The 22,380-nt window shown below is 39.9% G+C and carries 19 protein-coding genes; 14 read left to right on the plus strand and 5 right to left on the minus strand.

Features of this window, described 5'->3' with window-relative positions; translation table 11 throughout:
- The first annotated feature begins 302 nt into the window (after nt 1-302).
- The 5 genes from FTT92_RS15870 (at nt 303) to FTT92_RS15890 (ending at nt 6,759) form a co-directional block, all read left to right on the plus strand.
- Nucleotides 303-986, plus strand: coding sequence for a hypothetical protein (locus FTT92_RS15870; protein ID WP_218951609.1), 684 nt, complete (start codon nt 303-305; stop codon nt 984-986).
- Nucleotides 983-2,278, plus strand: coding sequence for an ABC-three component system protein (locus FTT92_RS15875; protein WP_180172594.1), 1,296 nt, complete (start codon nt 983-985; stop codon nt 2,276-2,278). Before FTT92_RS15870 ends, FTT92_RS15875 begins: the two co-directional genes overlap by 4 nt.
- Nucleotides 2,262-2,801, plus strand: coding sequence for an ABC-three component system middle component 1 (locus FTT92_RS15880; protein WP_180172595.1), 540 nt, complete (start codon nt 2,262-2,264; stop codon nt 2,799-2,801). Before FTT92_RS15875 ends, FTT92_RS15880 begins: the two co-directional genes overlap by 17 nt.
- A complete protein-coding gene (locus tag FTT92_RS15885; protein WP_180172596.1) occupies nt 2,791-5,922 on the plus strand; it encodes an AAA family ATPase in 3,132 nt (1,043 codons plus the stop codon). The genes FTT92_RS15880 and FTT92_RS15885 overlap by 11 nt, the downstream gene beginning before the upstream one ends.
- 258 nt (nt 5,923-6,180) lie before the next feature.
- Nucleotides 6,181-6,759 (plus strand): hypothetical protein, encoded by a 579-nt coding sequence (locus FTT92_RS15890; RefSeq protein ID WP_180172597.1) that lies wholly within the window; start codon nt 6,181-6,183, stop codon nt 6,757-6,759.
- A 53-nt stretch (nt 6,760-6,812) separates the two neighbouring features.
- Here FTT92_RS15890 and FTT92_RS15895 read toward each other — a convergent pair whose 3' ends face one another.
- Nucleotides 6,813-8,105 carry a site-specific integrase gene (locus FTT92_RS15895; protein ID WP_180172618.1) on the minus strand — a complete coding sequence of 431 codons (1,293 nt, stop codon included), beginning with the start codon at nt 8,103-8,105 and terminating at the stop codon, nt 6,813-6,815.
- Between the two features lie 571 nt (nt 8,106-8,676).
- On the opposite strand from FTT92_RS15895, the gene hutC reads away from it, so the two are divergent.
- The 9 genes from hutC (at nt 8,677) to FTT92_RS15940 (ending at nt 19,585) form a co-directional block, all read left to right on the plus strand.
- Nucleotides 8,677-9,420, plus strand: coding sequence for a histidine utilization repressor (gene hutC, locus FTT92_RS15900; RefSeq protein ID WP_180024178.1), 744 nt, complete (start codon nt 8,677-8,679; stop codon nt 9,418-9,420).
- Nucleotides 9,417-10,031 carry a HutD family protein gene (locus FTT92_RS15905; protein ID WP_180172598.1) on the plus strand — a complete coding sequence of 205 codons (615 nt, stop codon included), beginning with the start codon at nt 9,417-9,419 and terminating at the stop codon, nt 10,029-10,031. The genes hutC and FTT92_RS15905 overlap by 4 nt, the downstream gene beginning before the upstream one ends.
- Before the next feature lie 212 nt (nt 10,032-10,243).
- Entirely contained in the window at nt 10,244-11,917 is a 1,674-nt protein-coding gene (gene hutU, locus FTT92_RS15910) for a urocanate hydratase (protein ID WP_180172599.1), read from the plus strand.
- An 86-nt stretch (nt 11,918-12,003) separates the two neighbouring features.
- Entirely contained in the window at nt 12,004-13,536 is a 1,533-nt protein-coding gene (hutH, locus tag FTT92_RS15915; protein ID WP_180094791.1) for a histidine ammonia-lyase, read from the plus strand.
- A gap of 74 nt (nt 13,537-13,610) precedes the next feature.
- Nucleotides 13,611-15,032 (plus strand): amino acid permease, encoded by a 1,422-nt coding sequence (locus FTT92_RS15920; protein ID WP_180172600.1) that lies wholly within the window; start codon nt 13,611-13,613, stop codon nt 15,030-15,032.
- Between the two features lie 68 nt (nt 15,033-15,100).
- A complete protein-coding gene (gene hutI / locus FTT92_RS15925) occupies nt 15,101-16,303 on the plus strand; it encodes an imidazolonepropionase (RefSeq protein WP_180172601.1) in 1,203 nt (400 codons plus the stop codon).
- Between the two features lie 314 nt (nt 16,304-16,617).
- On the plus strand, nt 16,618-17,544 hold the full coding sequence (gene hutG / locus FTT92_RS15930; RefSeq protein ID WP_180172602.1) for a formimidoylglutamase: 927 nt from the start codon (nt 16,618-16,620) through the stop codon (nt 17,542-17,544).
- Nucleotides 17,545-17,565: 21 nt separating this feature from the next.
- Complete coding sequence (locus tag FTT92_RS15935; protein WP_180172603.1) at nt 17,566-18,840, plus strand: Glu/Leu/Phe/Val dehydrogenase; 1,275 nt, start codon at nt 17,566-17,568, stop codon at nt 18,838-18,840.
- Nucleotides 18,841-19,372: 532 nt separating this feature from the next.
- Nucleotides 19,373-19,585 carry a hypothetical protein gene (locus tag FTT92_RS15940; RefSeq protein WP_078189132.1) on the plus strand — a complete coding sequence of 71 codons (213 nt, stop codon included), beginning with the start codon at nt 19,373-19,375 and terminating at the stop codon, nt 19,583-19,585.
- Nucleotides 19,586-19,643: 58 nt separating this feature from the next.
- On the opposite strand, the gene FTT92_RS15945 is transcribed toward FTT92_RS15940, so the two are convergent.
- The 4 genes from FTT92_RS15945 to FTT92_RS15960 all read right to left on the minus strand — a co-directional run bounded on the left by FTT92_RS15945 (nt 19,644) and on the right by FTT92_RS15960 (nt 22,211).
- Nucleotides 19,644-19,937 (minus strand): hypothetical protein, encoded by a 294-nt coding sequence (locus tag FTT92_RS15945; RefSeq protein WP_180172604.1) that lies wholly within the window; start codon nt 19,935-19,937, stop codon nt 19,644-19,646.
- Nucleotides 19,938-20,103: 166 nt separating this feature from the next.
- Nucleotides 20,104-20,460, minus strand: coding sequence for a hypothetical protein (locus tag FTT92_RS15950; protein ID WP_180172605.1), 357 nt, complete (start codon nt 20,458-20,460; stop codon nt 20,104-20,106).
- 217 nt (nt 20,461-20,677) lie between these two features.
- Nucleotides 20,678-21,424 carry a hypothetical protein gene (locus FTT92_RS15955; RefSeq protein ID WP_180172606.1) on the minus strand — a complete coding sequence of 249 codons (747 nt, stop codon included), beginning with the start codon at nt 21,422-21,424 and terminating at the stop codon, nt 20,678-20,680.
- Nucleotides 21,425-21,512: 88 nt separating this feature from the next.
- On the minus strand, nt 21,513-22,211 hold the full coding sequence (locus tag FTT92_RS15960; protein WP_180004204.1) for a 3'-5' exonuclease: 699 nt from the start codon (nt 22,209-22,211) through the stop codon (nt 21,513-21,515).
- Nucleotides 22,212-22,380 lie beyond the last annotated feature (169 nt).

Consider the following 22,380-nt stretch of genomic DNA (forward strand, 5'->3'; position numbering starts at 1 on the left):
CAATGGCTTTTATGGCTTCAGCTTTAAATTCTGCGGTGTAAGTCTTCTGTTTCTTGCTCATGGTAAACTCCTAATGAGTATGTATAGTTTACCAAGTTAAACCCTCCTGTTTTTTAAGCACACATCAACATGTAGATCTGGCTATCTTAACTCATATTGATGACGACCATATCAATGGACTGATCAAAGCTTTTGAAGATACTGAATATCTCCCTCAGTTAGTTAAAACAATCTGGTTCAATTCATCTCGATTGATTACCCATCATTTCAAAGCCGCTGAAATTTCGGAGAACAATATTCTCTTGGCCAATGGTTCTCCTCAAACAAGCGTGCAACAAGGTAAAGATCTCGAAGCTCTACTTGATGAAATCGGGTGTACAAGAGCAACACTTATCATGGCAGGACAAGTCCATAATTTAGGCCCCTTTACTTTGACAGTATTATCACCTGGTCCTTCTCAACTTGAGAGACTTTTGCATAAGTGGCCTACTGAAACAGATTCTGGTGCAACATCATCCCATAGTAATGATTATGATCTTTCGCTAGAAGAGATATGGGGCGATGATAAATTTGATTCAGACCCTTCTATTTATAATGGTAGCTCAATTGCATTTATTTTAGAGATTGAGGATAAAGCTATGCTTTTTCTTGGGGATGCACATGATCAAGTTGTTGCAGATAATCTGAGAGCACTAGGCTACAGTGATTGTAATAAAATTAAACTTGATCTCGTGAAGATTTCGCATCATGGAAGCCAATATAACACAAGCCATGAGACTCTTTCACTTATAAATTCAACACGTTATGTAATTTCTACTGATGGTTCAAAACACGGCCTTCCTAATAAAAGAACGATTGCGAGAATCCTTAAATCTACAAATGGAAAAATTCTTTTCAATTATGGAAAGGTTATTTCAAAATTACGCTTACCAGAAAAAGTTACAGCTTCTCGAGTAGAGGTGCTCGATAGTGAGATCAGACTATGACCGTCTCTGAAATCATGAAGTCTTATTGTGTCAGGGTTAATGGAGGAAGTGGTGTTCTCGTCAATGCTATGACACAGAACTACTCTTATGTATTAACAGCAGCTCATGTGCTCGATGGTATTACTGCTCATGAAGTTTTGGATTATCAAGGAAATCCTGTTGAGATTTTAGAAATACTTAGACATTCTGATCCTTTCGTTTTGACAACATTATCTAACGACTATGTGATCTTAAAAGTTAGTTTTCAGACCCATGTAGCACAAAAAGTATTTGATGCTGAGGAGTTACAGTATAATGCTGGCTTAACTTTAGTCGGATATCCACAAGGAGAAAGGACTAGTCAAACTCCAATAAAGTTTTATAACGGGCATATAACAAATGTGAATGATGATCTTATTTTTTTCACAATTGACGGTATGCCAAGTAGGTCTGAAATCGAAGGAATGTCTGGTGGAGGTGTGTATTTCCACAAAGATGGACAAATGTTTCTTACGGGCGTTGAATTTAGAATGGATGCAAGTGATGAAGAGCACCAATATAGTCGAGTACAATGCCATAGCTTACAGAAATTCTATGAAATAATAGAAATAAATAGAAGTGCGCCAATGATTCCTGCTCATTTGGAATGCTTTTCTAGAATGCGAGAGATGATTTTCGCATTCAATGTGATTGATCAAAACAATGTCTATCATCTTAGAACAGCGTTAGAGGGATTTGCTGATTCACTAATTGCGAGCGGGATGCCTCCACCTTATGAAGTCATGACGCAATATAATTTACAAATGCTTGTTGATTCCAAACGACCTGATGAGCTCAAAACTCAAGAATTATGGACAGCTTATTTAGAGTTTTTAGTAATCTGCGCTTTGATGGATAATACTGGAGTTACAAATGTTGACTATATAAAAAGTATAGAGCGAAAGCGCAGATTCTTATATACCAGTGATGGTACGAACTGGATTAGTCGCTTGGATGAGCTGCTTAAAATTGCGCGTAAACTTTTAGACAAAGATGGCACGCTTATTGTTGCATCACCAGATGCGGCAGCAAAACATCTACCTCCGAGTTTTTTGCTTGATAGAGTGATAAATAATATTGCTATTGTACCAAACCAAGGACCATTTTCCATTGATGCGGTTGAAAGCTCTATCTATACGAGTTTCAAACTAACTCATCTAGAAGGGCTTCGTAAGACCTGTGTGGTTGATAGTGAGTTTGAATATAAAGGTCTGCCACCTGGTATGGCACAATTACAGTTGCTTAAGGACAAACTTAATGAAATTATTAAGTGATGAAGTCGATCTAGGTTTTTTAGCTACTCAGTATGAGAATATCAGGTTCTATATGTTTCGCTCGGATGACCCTTTTTCGTTTATCTCCTGCATAACGTGTATATGTGAAACATCAGCAGAAGTAGTAGAAAATTGGCAAGCTATCCAAAATATAATTTCTGTTCACTATCAGCCTAGGGGCAGCTTGGCAGCGTGGAATGTATATTTGGCTTTTTTCACAATTGAGCAAGTTCCTGTATGGGAAAAATATGAAATCGAAAATAATAAGTTTGCTACTCGTAAGATCATAATTGATGGGCTCCTAGAAATACCAAGTCTTGAACAAGTGGCTATTGAACTACAAAACCAGTTATTAGGTTCAGATTTAATACTTGATACTCAAGTCAATAACCCAAAAGAGGCTTTGCTATCTTTAGAAAGGTATGTTCGTGGTGTACCGTTAGATTCAAAAACTGAGTCTAGAGAAAAGCGTGCCCAGACGATTAATAGCGTAATGGAATTTTTGAACAATAATGAAAATTAAGAAAGTTGAGATTGAGGCATTCCGTGCTTACAAATCAAAGTCAGACGGAACTTTTGATTTTACGAATGAAGGAGATATTCCTTCGAACTTTGTTGCGATTTATGCGCCAAATGGTTTTGGTAAAAGCTCTTTTTACGATGCAGTTGAATGGGCTGTTACCAACCACTTAGAAAGGCTTGGAGGGGAATATAATAAAACTAACTTTGAAAGTGCGGCTAAGTCGACCAAGGCCCCTAATGAAGGTCAAAAGATTCTACGTAACAAATACGCCGCTAAACAAGTGATTACAAAGGTCACTGTATCTACTACTAGACCGAAGCCTTTTGAGAATAAACTACCAAAACTTCGTTCGAATGGGCGGGACTTAAGTTTTGGCGATAAGCGTCAACGGAGAAATGAGTTTTTTCGACGTGTTGTTTTGAGTCAGGATGAGATTGATAGATTTCTCAGAGAAGCAAAGCCTCAAGAGCGATATGCTAAATTTATGGAAAGCTTTGGTGGAGATATCGAGATAGCTCGAAAGGAGTTGTCAGCGCTTATCAGTGATAATAATGCAGAGCTGAGTGCTCTTAATAAGCAACGTGAGTCGCTTATCGAAGATTTGAAACAACCAATTAATCTTTCTGTATTCGAGTATTTCAATGCAGTTGCGGCTGAACTTAATGCAGCGGGTGAGAATATTGTATTACCTGATGAAAAATTTTCATCTCAGAGTGAATATCAACTTAACGCTAGCCTTGTATCGCGACAGCATGAACTGAATACGTTACTCCAAGCGAAAACAAAAACATCAGAAGCACTGGTGGATAGGTTGGCGAAAATACCTGAAATAGAGCGCCATATCAACTATCAGGTAGGGCAAAAAACTCAACTTTCTAGGCTGTTGAAAGGGGTTGCCGATGCCGACAAGTATCAGATGCTATTCGATTCATACAACAAATGTGTGGAGGATCAAAAACAAGCACATGAACGTCTGACCCGCCTTATTGAAATTGCTGAGAACGCAGAGAATTTTTTAATAACTGAGTCACGCCTTCTAGAATTATCAACAATTCAAAAGACACTGACCGAAGAACGCTCCAAAAGTATTATCAACCTTTCAAGTCTAGAGCAACAATTAAATGAACTGAACAGCGAGCTTAAGATTGCTGATGATAGGACTTTGCTATTAAGGAATTCTGTCGACAATGCTGGACCAGTCTACGTCTCACTTTCGAACCATCGAGCTCAGATTGGTATTTTAAGGCAACAAATCACAGCAAAAGAAATTACTATTCAGGTAGACAAGATACAGTTAGATGAATTGAATCGTGAGTTAAGAGAGATCTCCGCATTAAATATTACTACTAATCTATTATTAACTGGAAATGTAGGGGGCGGGTTTTTTGATCAAGATAAAATTGAACAATTGAGAAGATTTCAAGCTGACCTTGATTTGATCGAAGTGCATAATCAGGCTCTCTCTGCCACTCAGAAAGCATTAACTGAGCAGATGGAACAGCACGAGCAGTTGATTGCCATAGGCTTAGATTATCTTGCTGTACAGCCTTCTCATATTTGTCCTTTATGTACAACTCATCATTCATCTGTAGAGACTTTGCTAGAAAAGGTTAAGAGCCAAAATCTGATGTCTGAATTGAGTTTAGAAAATTCTAGAAATCTTTCACTCTCATTCATGCGTCAAAAAGAACTTAGAGAGGCAATACAGGCGATTACTCAGCAAGCAGTTGAAGCACAGGTTCAGCAGCTCGGAACTCTACATAAAAAGCTCACTGAAGTTAGCGAGAGACATGCTCAAGCAGTGTCTGAGAAATCTACTTTAGAAGCAGAATACAAGACCTTAGAAGTTGGAATAACTGAACTGGAAAAGTTAGTTTGGGGGCTTTCAAATGATGAACTAGTATCGCGAGTAGAGGCGGAGCTTAGCCAACTTGCGACAAAACGCTTGAATCTGCTTGCACGGCAAGCGGAATTGTCTACTCAAGTTCAATCAGTAACTACTTGGATCAAATCTAAAGATTCTGAGTTGTATGAGTTAATTTCTGAAAGTGAGAGAAAAAGTAGCGAACTTGTCTACGTTACAGTAAAGACATACCTAAATGAAAATGCCATTGCTGCTTCAGACCTCAAAAAGTATTGTGAGGTGAAGAAAAACGAGCTTGACGCGGACGTACTCAAATATAAAGTTTCTGGTGAATCCCTAGCTAGTCAGTGTAAGGTGTTGCAGCAGGAGATGATGGTTGATGGTACATGGGTGGATTTTGCTAATTTAAAACAGCAGAAGAATGATTTGGAAGTAAGCCTTGCTTGTTCTCAAACGGCTGTGAACGCTTTTTATGAGAGCTTATCCAATATTATTATCATTCAGCCTAAAGATACTTTGGAGACAGTTAAAGCGCTTATTATAGCAGAGATTGAAGATTGTCGTCTTCGCGCTCAAGAGCTTGATAAGCTGTTAAACAGCATTAAGTTGCTCTTAGAGCTTATAACTTCGTTTAAACCTTATATTAAACGTATTTCTCTTCAGGAAGAGCTTACCAGCGTAGAGCTGCAGCTAGATCAGCGTAATCGGGTCGATGTGGCTCTGACAGCGGAAAGGGATGTAATTGTGGACAGCCTAAAAACGCTCATTAATAATTTTTTCTATGAAGATCTTATTAATTCTATTTACAGGAAAATAGATCCGCATCCTGCCTTTAAAAAAGTGGAGTTCAAAGCAGACTTTGATTCGGCTAACCCTGGCCTAAATATTGTGGTTAGCGATGGGGCTGGAGGGCTGATATCTCCGATTCTCTATTTCAGTGCTGCTCAAACAAATATTCTTAGTTTGAGTGTATTTCTAGCGAGTGCACTTCATGCAAAAGATGATGAGGGAAACTCTGTAGATGTGATTTTAATTGATGATCCGATCCAATCAATGGATTCAATTAACATCCTATCTACAATTGATCTCTTGCGCAGTATCTGCTTACAGTTTGGCAAACAAATCATTATCTCAACGCATGATGAAAACTTTTTTAACTTACTCCAACGCAAAATTCCAGCACAAATTTTGGGGTCAAAATTCTTGCAATTGGAAAAGTTCGGTGTGGTCGTTCCAGTCGATCCGTTCCTCAACTAGCCTTTTTGATTGCTAATCCACAACAAAATGCCTATGCTGAACGTTATAATGTACCATATGTATGATATTTGCCAGTTAGCGAATGAAATTTTAAGTTTATCTAAAATGAGTTGTAATACTTTTAATTATTTTATAGATTCCCTGTTACTTTGGAATCAGCAAATGACATTGCTTGAATAGGGGTTTATTTTAATAACTTTAGTCGTATGACTATAGGCTATTAATATAGAAATCAATTATAGGAAACATGATTTAAACATGTCTCAAGATAGAGAAAATTTAGCTAAAGAAAAATTAATAGAGATGTTAACTGATCTCTTTTATATCCAGGAAGAAGTTGCTGGGAGATGGGTCATTGATGATTCTCCGTTAAGATTGGATTTGTTACTCCGACCAAATGAAAAAGCAAAAGCGATGGGATTTGATGTAGAAGCTATAGGTATTGAGATTAAAGATCCTCAAAGTAAAGAGAGTGTGAAAAAGTTATTAAACTGTGTGATGCAAGCTTATACATATAGTTTTTGTGAATTTGATGGAGTACGTCCAGCTTTTATTTTGATTTATCCTGATGTAGAGAAATTTTTTGACTACGATTGGCGTAATAAATACAACTGCGTATTTACTGAAGAGCCTACTAAACGTGAAAAAAATTTATTACGAAGATTGATGCAAAGAGCAAATGTTGGTGAACTCATAATTGAGCAGTGGGACTCAAAAAAATACGTTTTTAAATTTCATGGTGGTCCATACTTTTCCTCTACAAAGGGTCGTTCAAACATAAAAGGAATCGGTCTAAATCGTTTTATTGGCTCACAGAAAATTAGAAGTCAGGAATAGGCACAAAAAATAGTAACTAAATTTAGTGAAAAATATTTTTTCTAGTTTCCTTTTTAACAAATGCTGTCTAGTAACAAGTGAGTACTACAGAATTCAGCCCAATCAGCCATTAAAGATTTACGTTTTTCAAGATAAGCTCCACGTAAATACGCAGCTTCAACTTCATCTGGTAGTTTATGTGCAAGTACATGTTCACAAACTTCACGAGGGTAATCTGTTTTATCTGCTGACCAATCGCGGAAGGTTGAACGAAAGCCATGAGTAGTTACAACACGATTTTGTTTTGGATCAATATAGCCTAAGCCATTTTCCTTAAATTTCTGTTCATGCATACGTTTAATTAAAGCAGTTAATGACATATCTGAAAGCATGCCGCCACCACGAGGCGCATGGAAAATATAGCTTTGTGATTGCGAATCAGTGTGAATTGACTTCAATAATTCAATTGCTGGTTCTGAAAGTGGAACACGATGTTCTTTATCTGCCTTCATGCGTTCTTTTGGAATAGTCCAAACCTTATTTCCAAAATCGATTTCTTGCCATTTGGCACCAAAGATTTCACCAGAGCGGCAACCCGTTAAAATTGCAAATTCTAAAGCTTTAGGTGAAATTCCATCTTTTTGGCGAAGGTGATGAACGAATGTAGAGACTTGATCATAAGGTAAAGAAGGATGAGGACGTGATTCCTGCTTTAAGTTACCTAAAATAGGTTCAAGATTACCTTTCCATTCAGCGGGGTTGTCACCTTCAAAATACTCCATAGCCTTTGCATAATCAAAAATAGTCTCAATACGACCACGAATACGTTTAGCTGTTTCGTTCTTCTCAATCCAGATAGGTCTAAGAACTTCAGCAATATCAACTTTAGTAATTGTGCCAATGCTAATATCGCCAAGAGTAGGATAGATATAAGTTTCTAATGTAGTAGACCATTGAGCAATATGCTTTTGATTCGTTAATTCACGAGATTTATTGGCAATAACAATCTGAGCACATTCACGGAAAGTACGATTACGAAGTTTTTGAATACGTAAAGCTTGAAGTTGATCTTGTTTTTGTTTGATAGGGTCATTCCCATTTCGGATTTGGGCTTTCATTTCATGAGCTTTAGCCCTTGCTTCGGCTAGTGGCACTTCTGGGTAAGAGCCCAATCCAATATCACGGCGATGAAGTTGCTGTTTTCCATTTTCATCAAAGCGCTGACCTACAACAACACGTAGCACCCAAGCACGAGAGTCGTTGACAATACGCAGGTGCAAGCCATTGACACCGCCTACAGCATGCCTGCCATTTCCTTTGATTTTTGCTACACTGAGCGCAGAGAGTTCTTTGGCTTTCTTAGGCATAGGTTTATTCTTGTCCCACATAATAACCCACATAGAATATTTGAAATAGTCGGATTAGACAAGACGGGGTTGGAAAGATATTTATTTAAGTTATTGAAAAATAATTTTATGTTGAATCGTGTTGGACGGCATAATACAGGTGTTATACGGACACCGCTTCCGCCAAATTCAAAAAAGCCCCTGTAGTGATACAGGGGCTTTTTTTTGCAAATTTTTTGAATGAAAGTTATTTATATATAAAAGTTGTCAAAGAATAAAAAGTAAACTTCAAAAAACTGGATATAGAATTAGTTGGGGTAAAACCGAGCAGGCGATAAAAAATTATTAAAACGAAATGACTTTAGTTAAGTTTATAAAAGATGAGTTAGATTCAAGGTCGATTTCTTTATTTTAAAGATGAATTAAAACACTTGTATATACAAGTTGGTTTTGGCTTATACTGTTTATTATTCTAATGATTAAGTATCGTTATCTTAGAAACCAAATTAGGTCTACATTTGCTAGATTGTTGATCTATATAAATGAATAAACAAACAATGAATAGTTAAACATTGTGATCGAAGAGAAGCAGATGTTATCAAACTCAGTTTTAGACGCAACAAAAGGGATAGAAGCGCCATCACCGCTTTATGCACAGGTGAAGCAGTACATTCAAAGCAAAATTTACAGCGGCGAATGGAAAGTCAATGACAAAATTCCCTCTGAAAGCGAATTGGTTAAATTGCTCAATTGCAGTCGTATGACGGTCAATCGTGCCTTGCGTGAGTTGACTACTGATAAAGTTTTGGTACGCGTACAAGGTGTCGGCTCATTTGTTGCAGAAGGCCAAGGTCATTCGGCCTTATTTCAAATTCATAATATTGCAGATGAAATTGTGGCGCGTAACCATATTCATCGCGCTGAAGTTCTAAAACTAGAAAAAGTACAGGCGGATGTCCAGCAAGCCTTGTTTATGCAAACCAAAGAAGGCGAGACACTTTTTCATTCCATCATTATTCATTATGAAAATGAAGTACCTGTACAAATTGAAGATCGTTTGGTCAATGCTGCACTGATCCCTGACTATTTACAGCAGGACTTTAGCAAACTTACCCCTAATGCCTATTTAATGGCGCAGGCACCGGTCAGCGAAGGTGAGCATATCGTAGAAGCCGTTTTAGCCAATGCGCAAGAATGCAAATGGCTGAAAATTACCAAACAAGAGCCGTGTCTGCTTATTCGTCGCCGTACGTGGTCAAATAAACAATTAATTTCTAGTGCGCGCTTAACGTATCCGGGCAGCCGTTATTATTTGGAAGGAAAATTCGTGCAATGATTCAAGTATTGAAGCTGCATGATTATCAAAAAATGCCATGGAAGAATGGCTTAGGTTTTACCTTTGAAATTGCACGTCAATCTAGCTTAGCTAAAGATGATTTTGATTGGCGTGTGTCTATGGCGGATGTGGAAAATGATGGTGATTTTTCTTATTTTGAAGGGAAAAAGCGCATTATTTCTACGCTATCTGGTGCTGGAATGCGGCTGCAAATTGCCAAGCAATCACATGTCGATGTTTGCGCACGTGACTTATTTTCCTTTGATGGCGAGTTAGCAGTATTTTGCCAATTAATCGATGGGCCCATTCGTGACTTGAACCTGATTTACAATGCACAAAAAGTAAGGCCACGTATGCAGAGGATGGCAGGGTGTGAAAAACAGACGGTTTTATCTGCAGCACAAGACATCCTGATCTTTAATATGGCAGATCAGTTACAGATTTCCATTCATGAAAAAATGTATCATTTGGCAGCATTTGAATGTCTAAAAATTGCCAATCAAGATGAAACATTAAAGATCGAATTACCACAAGATACAGCGAAGGATTGCTGTTTCATTGAGCTATTTTATTCAGTTGACGTCTTTAAAAATGCCAAATATATCGCATAAATTTTCATACTACAACTAAAGTCATCAAACTTTAAAATCAATTAAAACATTTGCTTATATATTAATTTCACTTTTTTCAATAGTGAGGTCTTTTCAAAGATCGGTAGACATGCATATTATATGTACATGTATATACAAGTAAGCACATGTTTGTATTAGTGCTGAAGGGATGTCATTAGAAAAACAGATTGTTGAATGGAAGGAGTCCAACGGTGACAACAACTACAAAATTTCGTGATGTAGAAATTCGCGCCCCTCGCGGTACAACGTTAAATGCAAAAAGCTGGTTAACAGAAGCGCCGCTACGCATGTTGATGAATAATTTGGATCCAGATGTCGCAGAGAACCCAAAAGAATTGGTGGTGTATGGCGGGATTGGCCGTGCAGCGCGTAACTGGGAATGCTATGACAAAATTGTTGAAACTTTAAAAGATTTAGAAGACCACGAAACTTTGCTAGTTCAGTCTGGCAAGCCAGTAGGGGTGTTCAAAACCCATAAAAATGCACCACGTGTATTAATTGCAAACTCAAACCTTGTACCACATTGGGCAAACTGGAAGCATTTTAATGAAATGGATGCCAAAGGTTTGGCGATGTACGGTCAAATGACAGCAGGCTCATGGATTTATATTGGCAGCCAAGGCATTGTGCAAGGTACTTATGAAACTTTTGTAGAAGCAGGCCGTCAGCATTACAACGGCGACTTAACAGGACGTTGGGTATTAACAGCAGGATTAGGCGGTATGGGCGGTGCACAGCCATTGGCTGCAACTTTGGCAGGCGCGTGTTCTTTAAACATTGAATGCCAGCAAGCCAGCATCGATTTCCGTTTACGTACCCGTTATGTAGATGAGCAAGCAACCGATTTAGACGACGCTTTAGCACGTATTGAGCGCTATACCAAAGAAGGGAAAGCCATTTCAATTGCGTTGCATGGCAATGCTGCAGAAATTTTACCTGAGCTGGTACGCCGCGGTGTACATCCAGACATGGTGACGGATCAAACCAGTGCGCATGACCCATTAAATGGTTACCTGCCAATTGGCTGGACATGGGAAGAATACCGTGAACGCGCGCAAACTGAACCAGATGCAGTGGTAAAAGCCGCGAAGCAATCTATGGCTGTTCATGTTCAAGCGATGCTGGACTTCCAAAAAATGAGCGTTCCAACCTTTGACTATGGCAACAATATCCGTCAAATGGCGCAAGAAGAAGGCGTAGAAAACGCATTCGATTTCCCTGGTTTTGTACCTGCTTATATTCGTCCATTATTCTGCCGCGGTATTGGTCCTTTCCGTTGGGCTGCGCTTTCTGGTGACCCAGAAGACATCTACAAAACTGATGCAAAAGTGAAAGAGCTGATTCCAGATGATGAGCATTTGCATCATTGGTTGGATATGGCGCGTGAACGAATCGCATTCCAAGGTTTGCCAGCGCGTATTTGCTGGGTAGGTCTAGGCCTGCGTGCAAAACTTGGCTTGGCATTTAATGAAATGGTACGTACAGGCGAACTATCTGCACCCGTGGTGATTGGCCGTGACCACTTAGACTCGGGGTCTGTGTCTAGTCCAAACCGTGAAACTGAATCGATGCAAGATGGATCAGATGCAGTATCAGATTGGCCATTACTGAATGCTTTGCTCAATACAGCCGGCGGTGCAACTTGGGTATCATTGCATCATGGCGGCGGCGTAGGCATGGGCTTTTCACAGCATTCAGGTGTGGTAATTGTGTGTGATGGTACAGACGAAGCAGCAGAACGTATTGCGAGAGTACTGACCAATGACCCTGCGACAGGTGTAATGCGCCATGCAGATGCTGGATATGATATAGCAATTGACTGTGCAAAAGAACAGGGCTTAAATCTGCCGATGATTACTGGCTAAGCCGTAAAAAGGACAACTGCTGATTCATCTCAACTCTCTCCTGATGAGTCAGCAGCGCATAAAAAATAGGAAACAGGGCTGTACACATGGAACTTTTAATTCAACCAGGCAAACTTAATTTAGCAGAATTACGTGAAGCATTTTTAAAGCCGATCAAAGTTAAGCTAGATCAGCAGGCCATTCCAGCCATTCAAGCCAGTGTCGATTGTGTTGAGCAAATTATTCGTGAAGGCCGCACGGCTTACGGCATTAATACAGGTTTTGGTTTATTGGCCTCAACTAAAATTGCGCAAGAAGATTTAGAGCAATTACAGCGTTCATTGGTTTTATCGCATGCCGCAGGTGTAGGCGAAGCGCTCGATGATTCAATGGTGCGTTTGATTATGCTGCTCAAAGCCAACAGTTTGGCGCGCGGTTTTTCAGGTATTCGTTTAAAAGTCATTGAAGCGCTTTTGGCACTGATTAATGCTGAAGTTTATCCGCATATTCCTTTAAAAGGTTCTGTAGGAGCTTCAGGTGATTTAGCACCGCTTGCACATATGTCATTGGTTTTACTAGGTGAAAGCAAAGCGCGTTATAAAGGCGAGTGGATTTCAGCTGTTGAAGCGTTGAAAATCGCAGGTCTAGAGCCGATTGCATTGGCAGCAAAAGAAGGCTTGGCACTGCTCAATGGTACACAAGTGTCTACAGCTTATGCGCTGCGCGGTTTATTTGAAGCAGAAGATTTATTTGCAGCTGCAACTGTATGCGGCGGTTTAAGTGTAGAAGCAATGCTTGGTTCACGTTCACCATTTGATGCACGTGTACATGAAGTACGAGGGCAGCGCGGTCAAATTGATGTAGCTGCTGCATATCGTGATCTATTGACTGACGAAAGTGAAATTGGTCATTCACATGAAGATTGTGAAAAGGTACAAGATCCGTATTCGCTGCGCTGTCAGCCGCAGGTGATGGGCGCTTGCTTAACGCAAATCCGCCAAGCGGCAGAGGTGCTTGAAATAGAAGCCAATGCGGTATCTGACAATCCACTCGTTTTTGCCAAAGAAGGCGATGTGATTTCTGGCGGTAACTTCCATGCTGAACCTGTAGCAATGGCAGCAGACAATTTAGCCTTGGCTATTGCAGAAGTAGGTTCACTGTCTGAGCGCCGTATTTCGATGATGATGGACCGCCACATGTCACAGCTTCCACCATTTTTGGTTGAAAATGGCGGCGTGAACTCAGGCTTTATGATCGCGCAAGTGACTGCAGCTGCCTTAGCAAGTGACAACAAAGCATTGGCACATCCTGCGAGTGTGGACAGTCTGCCAACTTCTGCCAATCAGGAAGATCATGTATCGATGGCGCCGAATGCGGGCAAACGTTTATGGTCTATGGCAGATAATGTACGCGGTATTTTAGCTATTGAATGGTTAGGTGCATGTCAAGGTCTTGATTTCCGTAAAGGCTTAAAAAGTTCTGTAAAATTAGAACAAGCGCGCAAAGTGCTGCGTGATCAAGTGCCTTACTACAGCGAAGACCGTTTCTTTGCGCCAGATATTGAACAAGCGAGTGAATTGCTTGCAAGTGGATGCTTAAACGCATTGATCCTAGAAGGTTTATTGCCAAGTCTAAAATAAGTTTGTGATTGATAAATAGGGTCACATGAAGTGGCCCGATCAAATAAAAATTTCCTCATGGATTGGAGATCAAAATGTCACAAGAAGCATCACAGGGTTCTACCTTACAGCGGGGACTCAATACCCGCCATATCCGATTTTTAGCTTTAGGTTCCGCGATTGGCACAGGCCTATTTTACGGTTCGGCAAGTGCCATACAAATGGCAGGGCCATCAGTACTGATTGCTTATATTGTTGCGGGTATCGCAATTTATATCGTGATGCGCGCTTTAGGTGAAATGTCTGTACACAATCCTGTTTCAGGATCATTTAGCCATTATGCAAGTAAACACATCAGTCCGTTTGCAGGTTTTACCACGGGTTGGACCTACGTTTTTGAAATGATTATCGTGGCCTTGGCTGATGTCACGGCGTTCGGTATCTACATGGGCTTCTGGTATCCCGATGTACCGAGATGGATCTGGATTCTCTCGCTGATTATGTTCTTAGGTGCAATTAACTTAATTCATGTCAAAGTCTTTGGTGAGTTAGAGTTTTGGTTATCGATTATCAAGGTCACCGCCATTATTGCCATGATTATTGGAGGTTTCGGTCTGATGCTTTATGGCTTCCATTCAGATCATGGTGCAGCAGTTTCGGGCTTACAAAACCTATGGATTCATGACGGATTTATGCCAAATGGCATTGGCGGCTTGATTGCCTGCTTATCTGTAGTGGTGTTTGCATTTGGCGGTATTGAAATTATTGGTATTACTGCTGGCGAAACAGCAGAACCGAAAAAATCTATTCCAAAAGCGATTAATGCTGTTCCTGTTCGAATTCTATTATTCTATGTACTGACTATTTTTGTGCTCATGGCGATTTTCCCTTGGAACCAAATTGGTACGCAGGGCAGCCCATTTGTACAAATCTTTGAAAATCTAGGGATTGGGTCTGCTGCTACGATTTTAAATATCGTGGTGATTTCAGCAGCAGTGTCGGCCATTAACAGTGATGTATTTGGTGCGGGACGTATGCTGTACGGCATGGCGCAAGACGGACAAGCACCGAATGTATTTACCAAGCTGTCTAAAAATGGTGTGCCGTGGATGACAGTTGTGGTGATGGCCGGCGTACTTCTGGTCGGTGTCGTATTGAACTACCTGATTCCTAAAAATGTATTCATGATTATTGCTTCAATTGCGACTTTTGCGACGGTATGGGTGTGGCTAATGATTCTGTTGTCACAAATGGGTATGCGCCGCAAATTATCTACAGCAGAAATTAAAGCTTTAGATTTCCCTATTGTGGGCTGGCCATATGCGCCTGCATTTGCAGTGGTCTTCATGTTGTTTGTATTAGGCATCATTGCGTATTTCCCAGACTCTCGACCTGCAATCTATGTAGGTGCAGCTTGGCTAGTGATTCTATGGATTGCCTACATTGTCAAAGTACGTCCAAAAATGAACTTGAATCAGGCGAATTCTACTGCACAGCAATTTGAATCCAACTCTTAATACAACACTTCTTAATTTATACATGTTTCCGTCAAGGCAAATGCTGCGGCGGAACAGGAAATACAACAATGAAGCTTTGGTTGAATTGTCATATTGCGACAATGCAGAATGGTCAATACAGCAGTATTGAAGATGCAGCAATCGTTACAGAAGGTGAACTGATCCACTGGATTGGCAAGCACAGTGAAATTCCAAATGAAGAATTTGTAGAACGCATTGATCTGAAAGGTGCTTGGGTGACTCCCGGACTCATCGATTGTCATACCCATAGCGTATTTGGTGGCAACCGCAGTGTTGAATTTGAGCAGGGTTTGCAAGGTGTGAGCTATGCTGAAATTGCGAAAAATGGCGGCGGCATTGCCAGTACAGTGTGCGCAACACGCGAGGCGACAGAAGCTGAACTGTTTCGATCTGCTTATAAGCGGATTCAATACTTGCAGCGTGAAGGCGTCACGGCGATTGAAATTAAATCGGGCTATGGGCTGGATTTAGCCAATGAGCGCAAAATGCTGAAAGTGATTCGTCAGTTAGGTGAAGCTTTACCAATGACGGTACGAAGCACCTGTTTGGCTGCACATGCTTTACCGCCAGAATTTAAAAATGCCAGCGATGAATATATTGATTACATCTGCAGTGAAATGTTGCCGCAGCTGCATGCTGAAAACTTAGTTGATGCGGTGGATGCTTTTTGTGAACATTTGGCTTTTAGCCCCCAACAAGTCGAACGTGTTTTTCAAACCGCACAAGCATTGAATCTCCCCGTTAAATTGCATGCTGAACAGTTGTCTGCCTTAGGCGGCTCAAGTTTAGCGGCTAAGTATCACGCGTTATCTGCAGATCATTTGGAATATATGACTGAGGATGATGTGAAAGCCATGGCGGCTTCAGATACTGTTGCCGTACTGTTGCCGGGCGCATTTTATTTGCTTAGAGAAACACAATTTCCACCCATTGAAAGTTTAATCGCACATGGGGTGAAAATTGCGATTTCGACAGATCTGAATCCAGGAACTTCTCCTGTTTTGTCACTACGTTTGATGATGAATATGGGCAGTACCTTGTTCCGTTTGACGCCAGAACAAACTTTGGCGGCAGTCACGATTCATGCTGCGCAAGCGCTTGGTTTACACAAGATGCATGGCAGTTTAGAGGCTGGAAAATTCGCCAATTTTGTAGCGTGGGATATTCAGCATCCTTCAGAAATCACCTATTGGCTAGGCGGAGATCTTAATCAAAAAGTGATCTATAAAGGCCAGGAGGTACAGATCTAGGTTTGAATGGAATAGGAGACTTCTTTCATAAATGATTTTTAGAACTTTTAAAAATAATGATGTTAGTTCCTTCACCTTTCAGGAGAGGGTTAGGGAGAGGTTGTTTTATGCTTAAAGTCCCTCATCCTCTTGCGGAGCATACTCCTCATCCCAAAGGGAGAAGGGATTTTCATTGATAATTTAAATACTGATTAATGATCATTTTTTTTCAAAGAACTCTAGTGGCATTCAATTTTTAAACCCAAGGCTTGAGCTTCGCTTTAATCCTGAGTTTTTTATTTTAAAGCGTTGAAGATTTAAAGACGGTATTCATTATGGATCATTCTTTTCAATGGCAAGGGCGGCAGGATGGAGAAGGCGCAGAACATCGGCGTATTTTCCATACCGTTAATCAATCCGATTCAGCCGAATTTGCGATTTTAGGCTTCAGTTCAGATGAAGGCGTGCGCCGCAATCGTGGACGTATCGGCGCAGCAGAAGCACCAGATTTAATCCGTAAACAATTGGCAAATTTGCCTATGCACTCACAAGTTTCAATTCGTGACTTGGGTACAGTGGTGTGTGCCAATGGTGACTTGGAAAATGCCCAAGCTGCTTTGGCTGAACAAGTCGAAATGTCTTTACAGCAAGGCTTAAAACCAATCGTGTTTGGCGGTGGACATGAGATCGCATTTGGCAGTTTTAGCGGCATTTTCCAATATGCACAAAATACGTATCCAGAAAAAAACATCGGCATTATCAATTTTGATGCGCATCTAGATTTACGTGAAGACGTGCATGCAACTTCTGGCACACCGTTTTTACAATCGGCTCAGCTCAGCGAACAGCACGCTAAATCTTTTCACTATCTTTGCATTGGCGCAGCACAGCATTCCAATACCAAAAAGTTGTTTGATACAGCGGCGCGTTTAGGCAGTCAGTGTATTTTTGATCATGAGCTTGAAGCAGCTCAGCTGGGACATGTTTTATCTAAAATTGATCAATTTATACAAGAGGTCGATTGGCTATATGTCACGGTCGATCTCGATGTTTTTGCCGCATCGATTGCGCCGGGTGTCAGTGCGCCGGCGGTCAGAGGCATAGATTTAAAAATGTTTGAACAGCTGATGCGGCATATTCAGGGCAGTGGAAAAATCAAGTTGTTGGACATTGCAGAATGCAATCCAAAATACGATCAGGATGCAATGACAGCAAGGCTTGCAGCGTTCATTGCCTACAGTTATATATTTAACCCACAATAATTTAAAAATACAGGAACAATAATGTCTAATCTCTCTTACGCTAATGGCGGCAATGGTGCATGGCAAACTTTTTTGGCGCAGGTAGACCGCGTGGCGCCTTATTTAAGTGAAGATCTGGCCGATTATGTTGATACGTTAAAACGCCCCAAACGTGCCTTAATTGTCGATGTGCCGATTATTATGGATGATGGATCTATTCAGCACTTTGAAGGCTATCGTGTACAGCATAACCTTTCACGTGGACCGGGCAAGGGCGGTATCCGTTTTCATCCAGAAGTTGAATTAAACGAAGTGATGGCGCTCTCAGCGTGGATGACCATTAAAACTGCGGTGTTAAATTTACCTTTTGGTGGTGCAAAGGGGGGGGTGCGCGTCGATCCACGTAAACTGTCTGCTCGTGAGCTAGAGCGTTTAACTCGCCGTTATACCAGTGAAATTGCACATATTATTGGACCGCAAAAAGATATTCCTGCACCAGATGTCGGCACCAACCCCAATGTCATGGGTTGGATGATGGATACCTATTCATCGGGTCAAGGCTATACAGTAACAGGTGTGGTCACAGGTAAGCCTGTACATTTAGGTGGTTCTTTAGGTCGTGTGAAAGCGACAGGTCGCGGTGTGTATATCACAGGTTGTCAGGCTGCTGAAAAAATTGGTTTGAATATTGAAAACGCCAAAGTGAGCATTCAAGGTTTTGGTAATGTCGGTAGTGAAGCCGCCAATTTATTTTATTTATCAAATGCGAAAATTGTCTGTATTCAAGATCATACCGGAACGATTTATAACGCAAGCGGTATAGATTTAAATGCCTTACATGCTTATGTGCAAGAAACACAAGGCGTTGCAGGCTTTAGCGGTGCAGACAAAATTGACAATGAAGCATTTTGGGATGTAGAGACGGACATTATCATTCCTGCCGCCTTAGAAGGTCAGATCACAGTAGAACGTGCACGGCGATTAAAAGCCAAAATGATTTTGGAAGGGGCTAATGGTCCAACGTATCCTGAAGCGGATGATATCTTAACTGAACGTCAAATTACGATTGTTCCAGATGTGATCTGTAATGCTGGCGGTGTAACGGTCAGTTACTTCGAATGGGTACAAGATATGGCGAGCTATTTTTGGAGTGAAGCCGAAATTAATGACCGTTTAGACAAACTGATGATTCAGGCTGTGGAAGATGTTTGGACTTGCGCAAATAATAATGCCTGTACCTTACGTACAGCAGCTTATATTTTAGCCTGTGAACGTATTTTGAAAGCGCGTAAAGAGCGCGGAATATTCCCTGGCTAAAAAATTAACGTTTTTGAAAAATATTGATGTTTTATAAAACAAATGGTTGTGTAAATATCAGTTAAGCCGTCCAGTTGCGAACATATTATCTGCTTACAAGATGAGATATTCAATTGTATTTTATTTGATCAAATGTTTAGAAGTGTCACGACCCCTTGGCAAGGGTTAAAAAAGTGCTATATTGAAATCACAGTAGGTCATAACCAAGACGCTACTAATAGGTTGGACGGATCAATGACAGCTCGTTGAGTTTAGTAATTTTTAAGATGTTTTTGAATATTACAGACAAGAAATTAGCACTAGCCTTCCAACATAGAGCCCGCAGTAATGCGGGCTTTTTAATGTCTTTCAAAATGTGAAAATATAGTGTTTTTGTCAAACAATAATTAAATAGTCAACTTATGTTATTGATATATATTTACTAAAGTAAAATAAGTTTACATTGCCATGAAATCTAACATTTACAAAGCAGGTTGTTGCGTAAAGGTGTGATATAAAAAATTCAATTATTAAAACAAGTAGAGACGTTACCATGACACAGATGATTGACATAAAGGTAAAGGACCAATTTAGTCAGGTTTATGAAGCACAAGCTTTGGTGCGTAATCCTTCAGAAGAAGATTCAAGAGCGCTGTTTCATCGCATTGAACATATCATTATTGCAGGTGAAATCATCCTACCCAGTATCGAACTACTTTTTGAAAGTCAAAAATCGGACAGTATTTACAAGCTTTTAGAAGCTTAAATTGAATGAATAAAAAAACTCACCTTATGGTGAGTTTTTTTATTTTAGAGTTAAAAATTTAAGTTGTTTGATCTACTTTAAATTGATTCAAAATATAAGAGAGTAACTGATATCGCGTCATCGGATTGCTAGAAGACAGTTCAACATCTTGTTTACGCACTTGAATTTCTTGAATTAAAACTCCAGCTTGAAAACGTTGCACGATCATATGATCTTTTGATACATCATGGTCGGTCAGCACTAGTTTGGGTCCAAGGTGCAGATGTCCAATCGCATCTAGACATTGTTCAAGGCTGCTATATAGGTTGAAAAGGATGAGTGCCTGATCATTAGAATAATTGGCTAAATTCATTTTTATTATCCATGGTCAAAAATTATTGAGCAGGAATAGTGTATATGAATTGAGCAACAATAATCTGTATGGATTATTTTTCATTTAATGTCTATCTAGGTGACTTTGTTTAAATCATTGAGATAGCTTAAATCTTTATGAAAAATAAGTTGGAATTCGCTTTAAATTAAAGCGGCTTGAATACCAATGGGACATCATAACGGGCAAATTCTTCAATGATACTGTTTAAAACCAATTGAGCTTGAGGTTCCGTTGCTGTAAAGGTGAGTTCTTGGTTCGTTTGGCTGTTGAAGCACTCGACTTGTTCTATACGCCAAATTGTTTCAATGGCTGTATTTTGAATGACCACACGTCTAGGCTGTAATTCATCACTAATTTTTCGTGGCATGACATAGGTAATGGCCAATTGAACATTAGGCAATTCGTCTTGTGAAGTTAAAAAGGTAAATACCCAATTGCCAATTTTGCTGAGTTGCATAGGATTATCGAAAGAATCAAATTCTAAACAAAACTGTTGTGACATTGACATGCTCAAACGCTAGGAGGTCGGTTTTATTCTTGCGATTTTTTACTGTTAATTGACATTAGGGGAAGGTCGTATAAAACAGCAGTTAAAACCATAAAAGAAATAAGTGAATCGATAAAGTTAATAAAATTCAATTTCTTATATTGATATGTGTGAGGAATAACTCACCTCATTAAGTTGTTTTTTGAATGAGAAGTGAGGAAAAGTCTCTAAGTCAAACCAGTTGTTGCAGATTTTTTATACTGTAATTAATTTGCTGTAATGCATGTTGTAAGAGTTTAGGTTGAATATTGGATTCATTTAGACAGGTTATCCATTGCATCTGACAGGCTTTTAATTCTGCAATGTCCGTGGCCTGTTGAATATTAAGCATTAATTTTTTTGCCATCAGCCCACAATAACGCTGTAAGTAACTGCACATAAAATTCTGTAACTCATCAAAATCGTGCTCGATGAAATCAACGGTTTTTTCCGGTAATACAGGGTCGTTCGTTGTCGTAGTTTCAGGTGTGGCTTGTGGGAGTTGATGGGGTGTAGAGCCCATCGCATCCATTGGCAGGGAGTCAGTTATTTCGTGCTGTGAATGAGTATGAGGAACTTCCATCGTTGGCATTGAAACTTCATTAAAAGTCACATGTTCTTGCGCTGTGAGATCAGATGCAGGGCTAAGGTTATTGAGATCGGGCGTTTTGCTAGGCGCTATTTTAGGAGTATTAAAAGCAGAAAAATCGGAGTTTTGAAGGCGTTGATGATCATCTGCTGTAATTGGCTGAATCAGCCCAAGTTCCATTAGTTGCTCGAGCAATGTCTCTTCAGCAATCCGCTGCTGATAATGCAATGGCATTTGGTTAAAGTCATCACTACCAATTAAGAGTAGCAGACGACGTTGTCTTGCATTTAATGCGAGCTGTCGGTCTTTTAAAGTTTGAAAACCCAGCTCAGTTTTTTGATAGTTGAACATGCCTTAATTCCATAGCTCAAAAGAATTAAGGCAATCCTATGCAGTGATAATGACAGTAATATTAAGAAAATATTAAATAATCAATGATTTATAAAGTAATAACAGCAGAGTTTTCTAAAGCTTTACGCAAATAAGGGTCTAAGTCATCTTGGCGTAACAGCCATTGCACATAGTCTGCAGGTAATTCTGCAATTGCGGTACCACGATGTTTACCAAAATTAATACTGCGAGGAATGCGAGCATCTTCCGAAGCTTCGTATAATTCTTCGATGCTGTTGATTTTTAAGTGATGCACAATATGCATCAAAATATTGGCAGTTAAAATAATATCCATATCTGCGCGGTGAGCTTTACGGATCATTTCACGGGCTTTTTCACTGCCTTTGGTGATCATATATATCAAGGCAGAAATATTATGCGCTTCTGCATCAGGCCATACTCGACGAGCTAGCGCAAGGGTACAAATGGCTTTGATTTTTGAACTATCTACACCGCATTTTTCGAGCGCTCGAATATCGTAGTCGATATTATGCCCAATGATATATGTCGTCTCTGATGGGAGTTCAAAACTGCTGTAGTGGGGCTGACCTTCAAGATCTGATTCTAAAATATGATGAACAGCCATCGCTGCAAAAGAAATAGCTTCATCACAACGATATAGTTGATCAAAAATTTTAGATTTATCTAGGGTAATTTTGGCATCTGCCACCTGAATTGGAGCATAGGCAATCTCGATGGGTTGTCCATTTAGTGTATGGGTTTCTGTGTCGAGAATGATGGCTTGCATGTCCAGTTCCAGCATGTTGAATAATGTTTATGAATGTACATGATCACATCCACACTGACAAACCCATGCTGTGATTATTTGTAGGAATATTATGAAGATGGCTGCGCAGTGTTTAAATAATCTGCTTTTATCGCATCTGCCGAAATAAAACCTTTACAGCGGGATAAAG

Source organism: Acinetobacter sp. YH12023, assembly GCF_013420135.1.
Lineage (GTDB): Bacteria > Pseudomonadota > Gammaproteobacteria > Pseudomonadales > Moraxellaceae > Acinetobacter > Acinetobacter amyesii.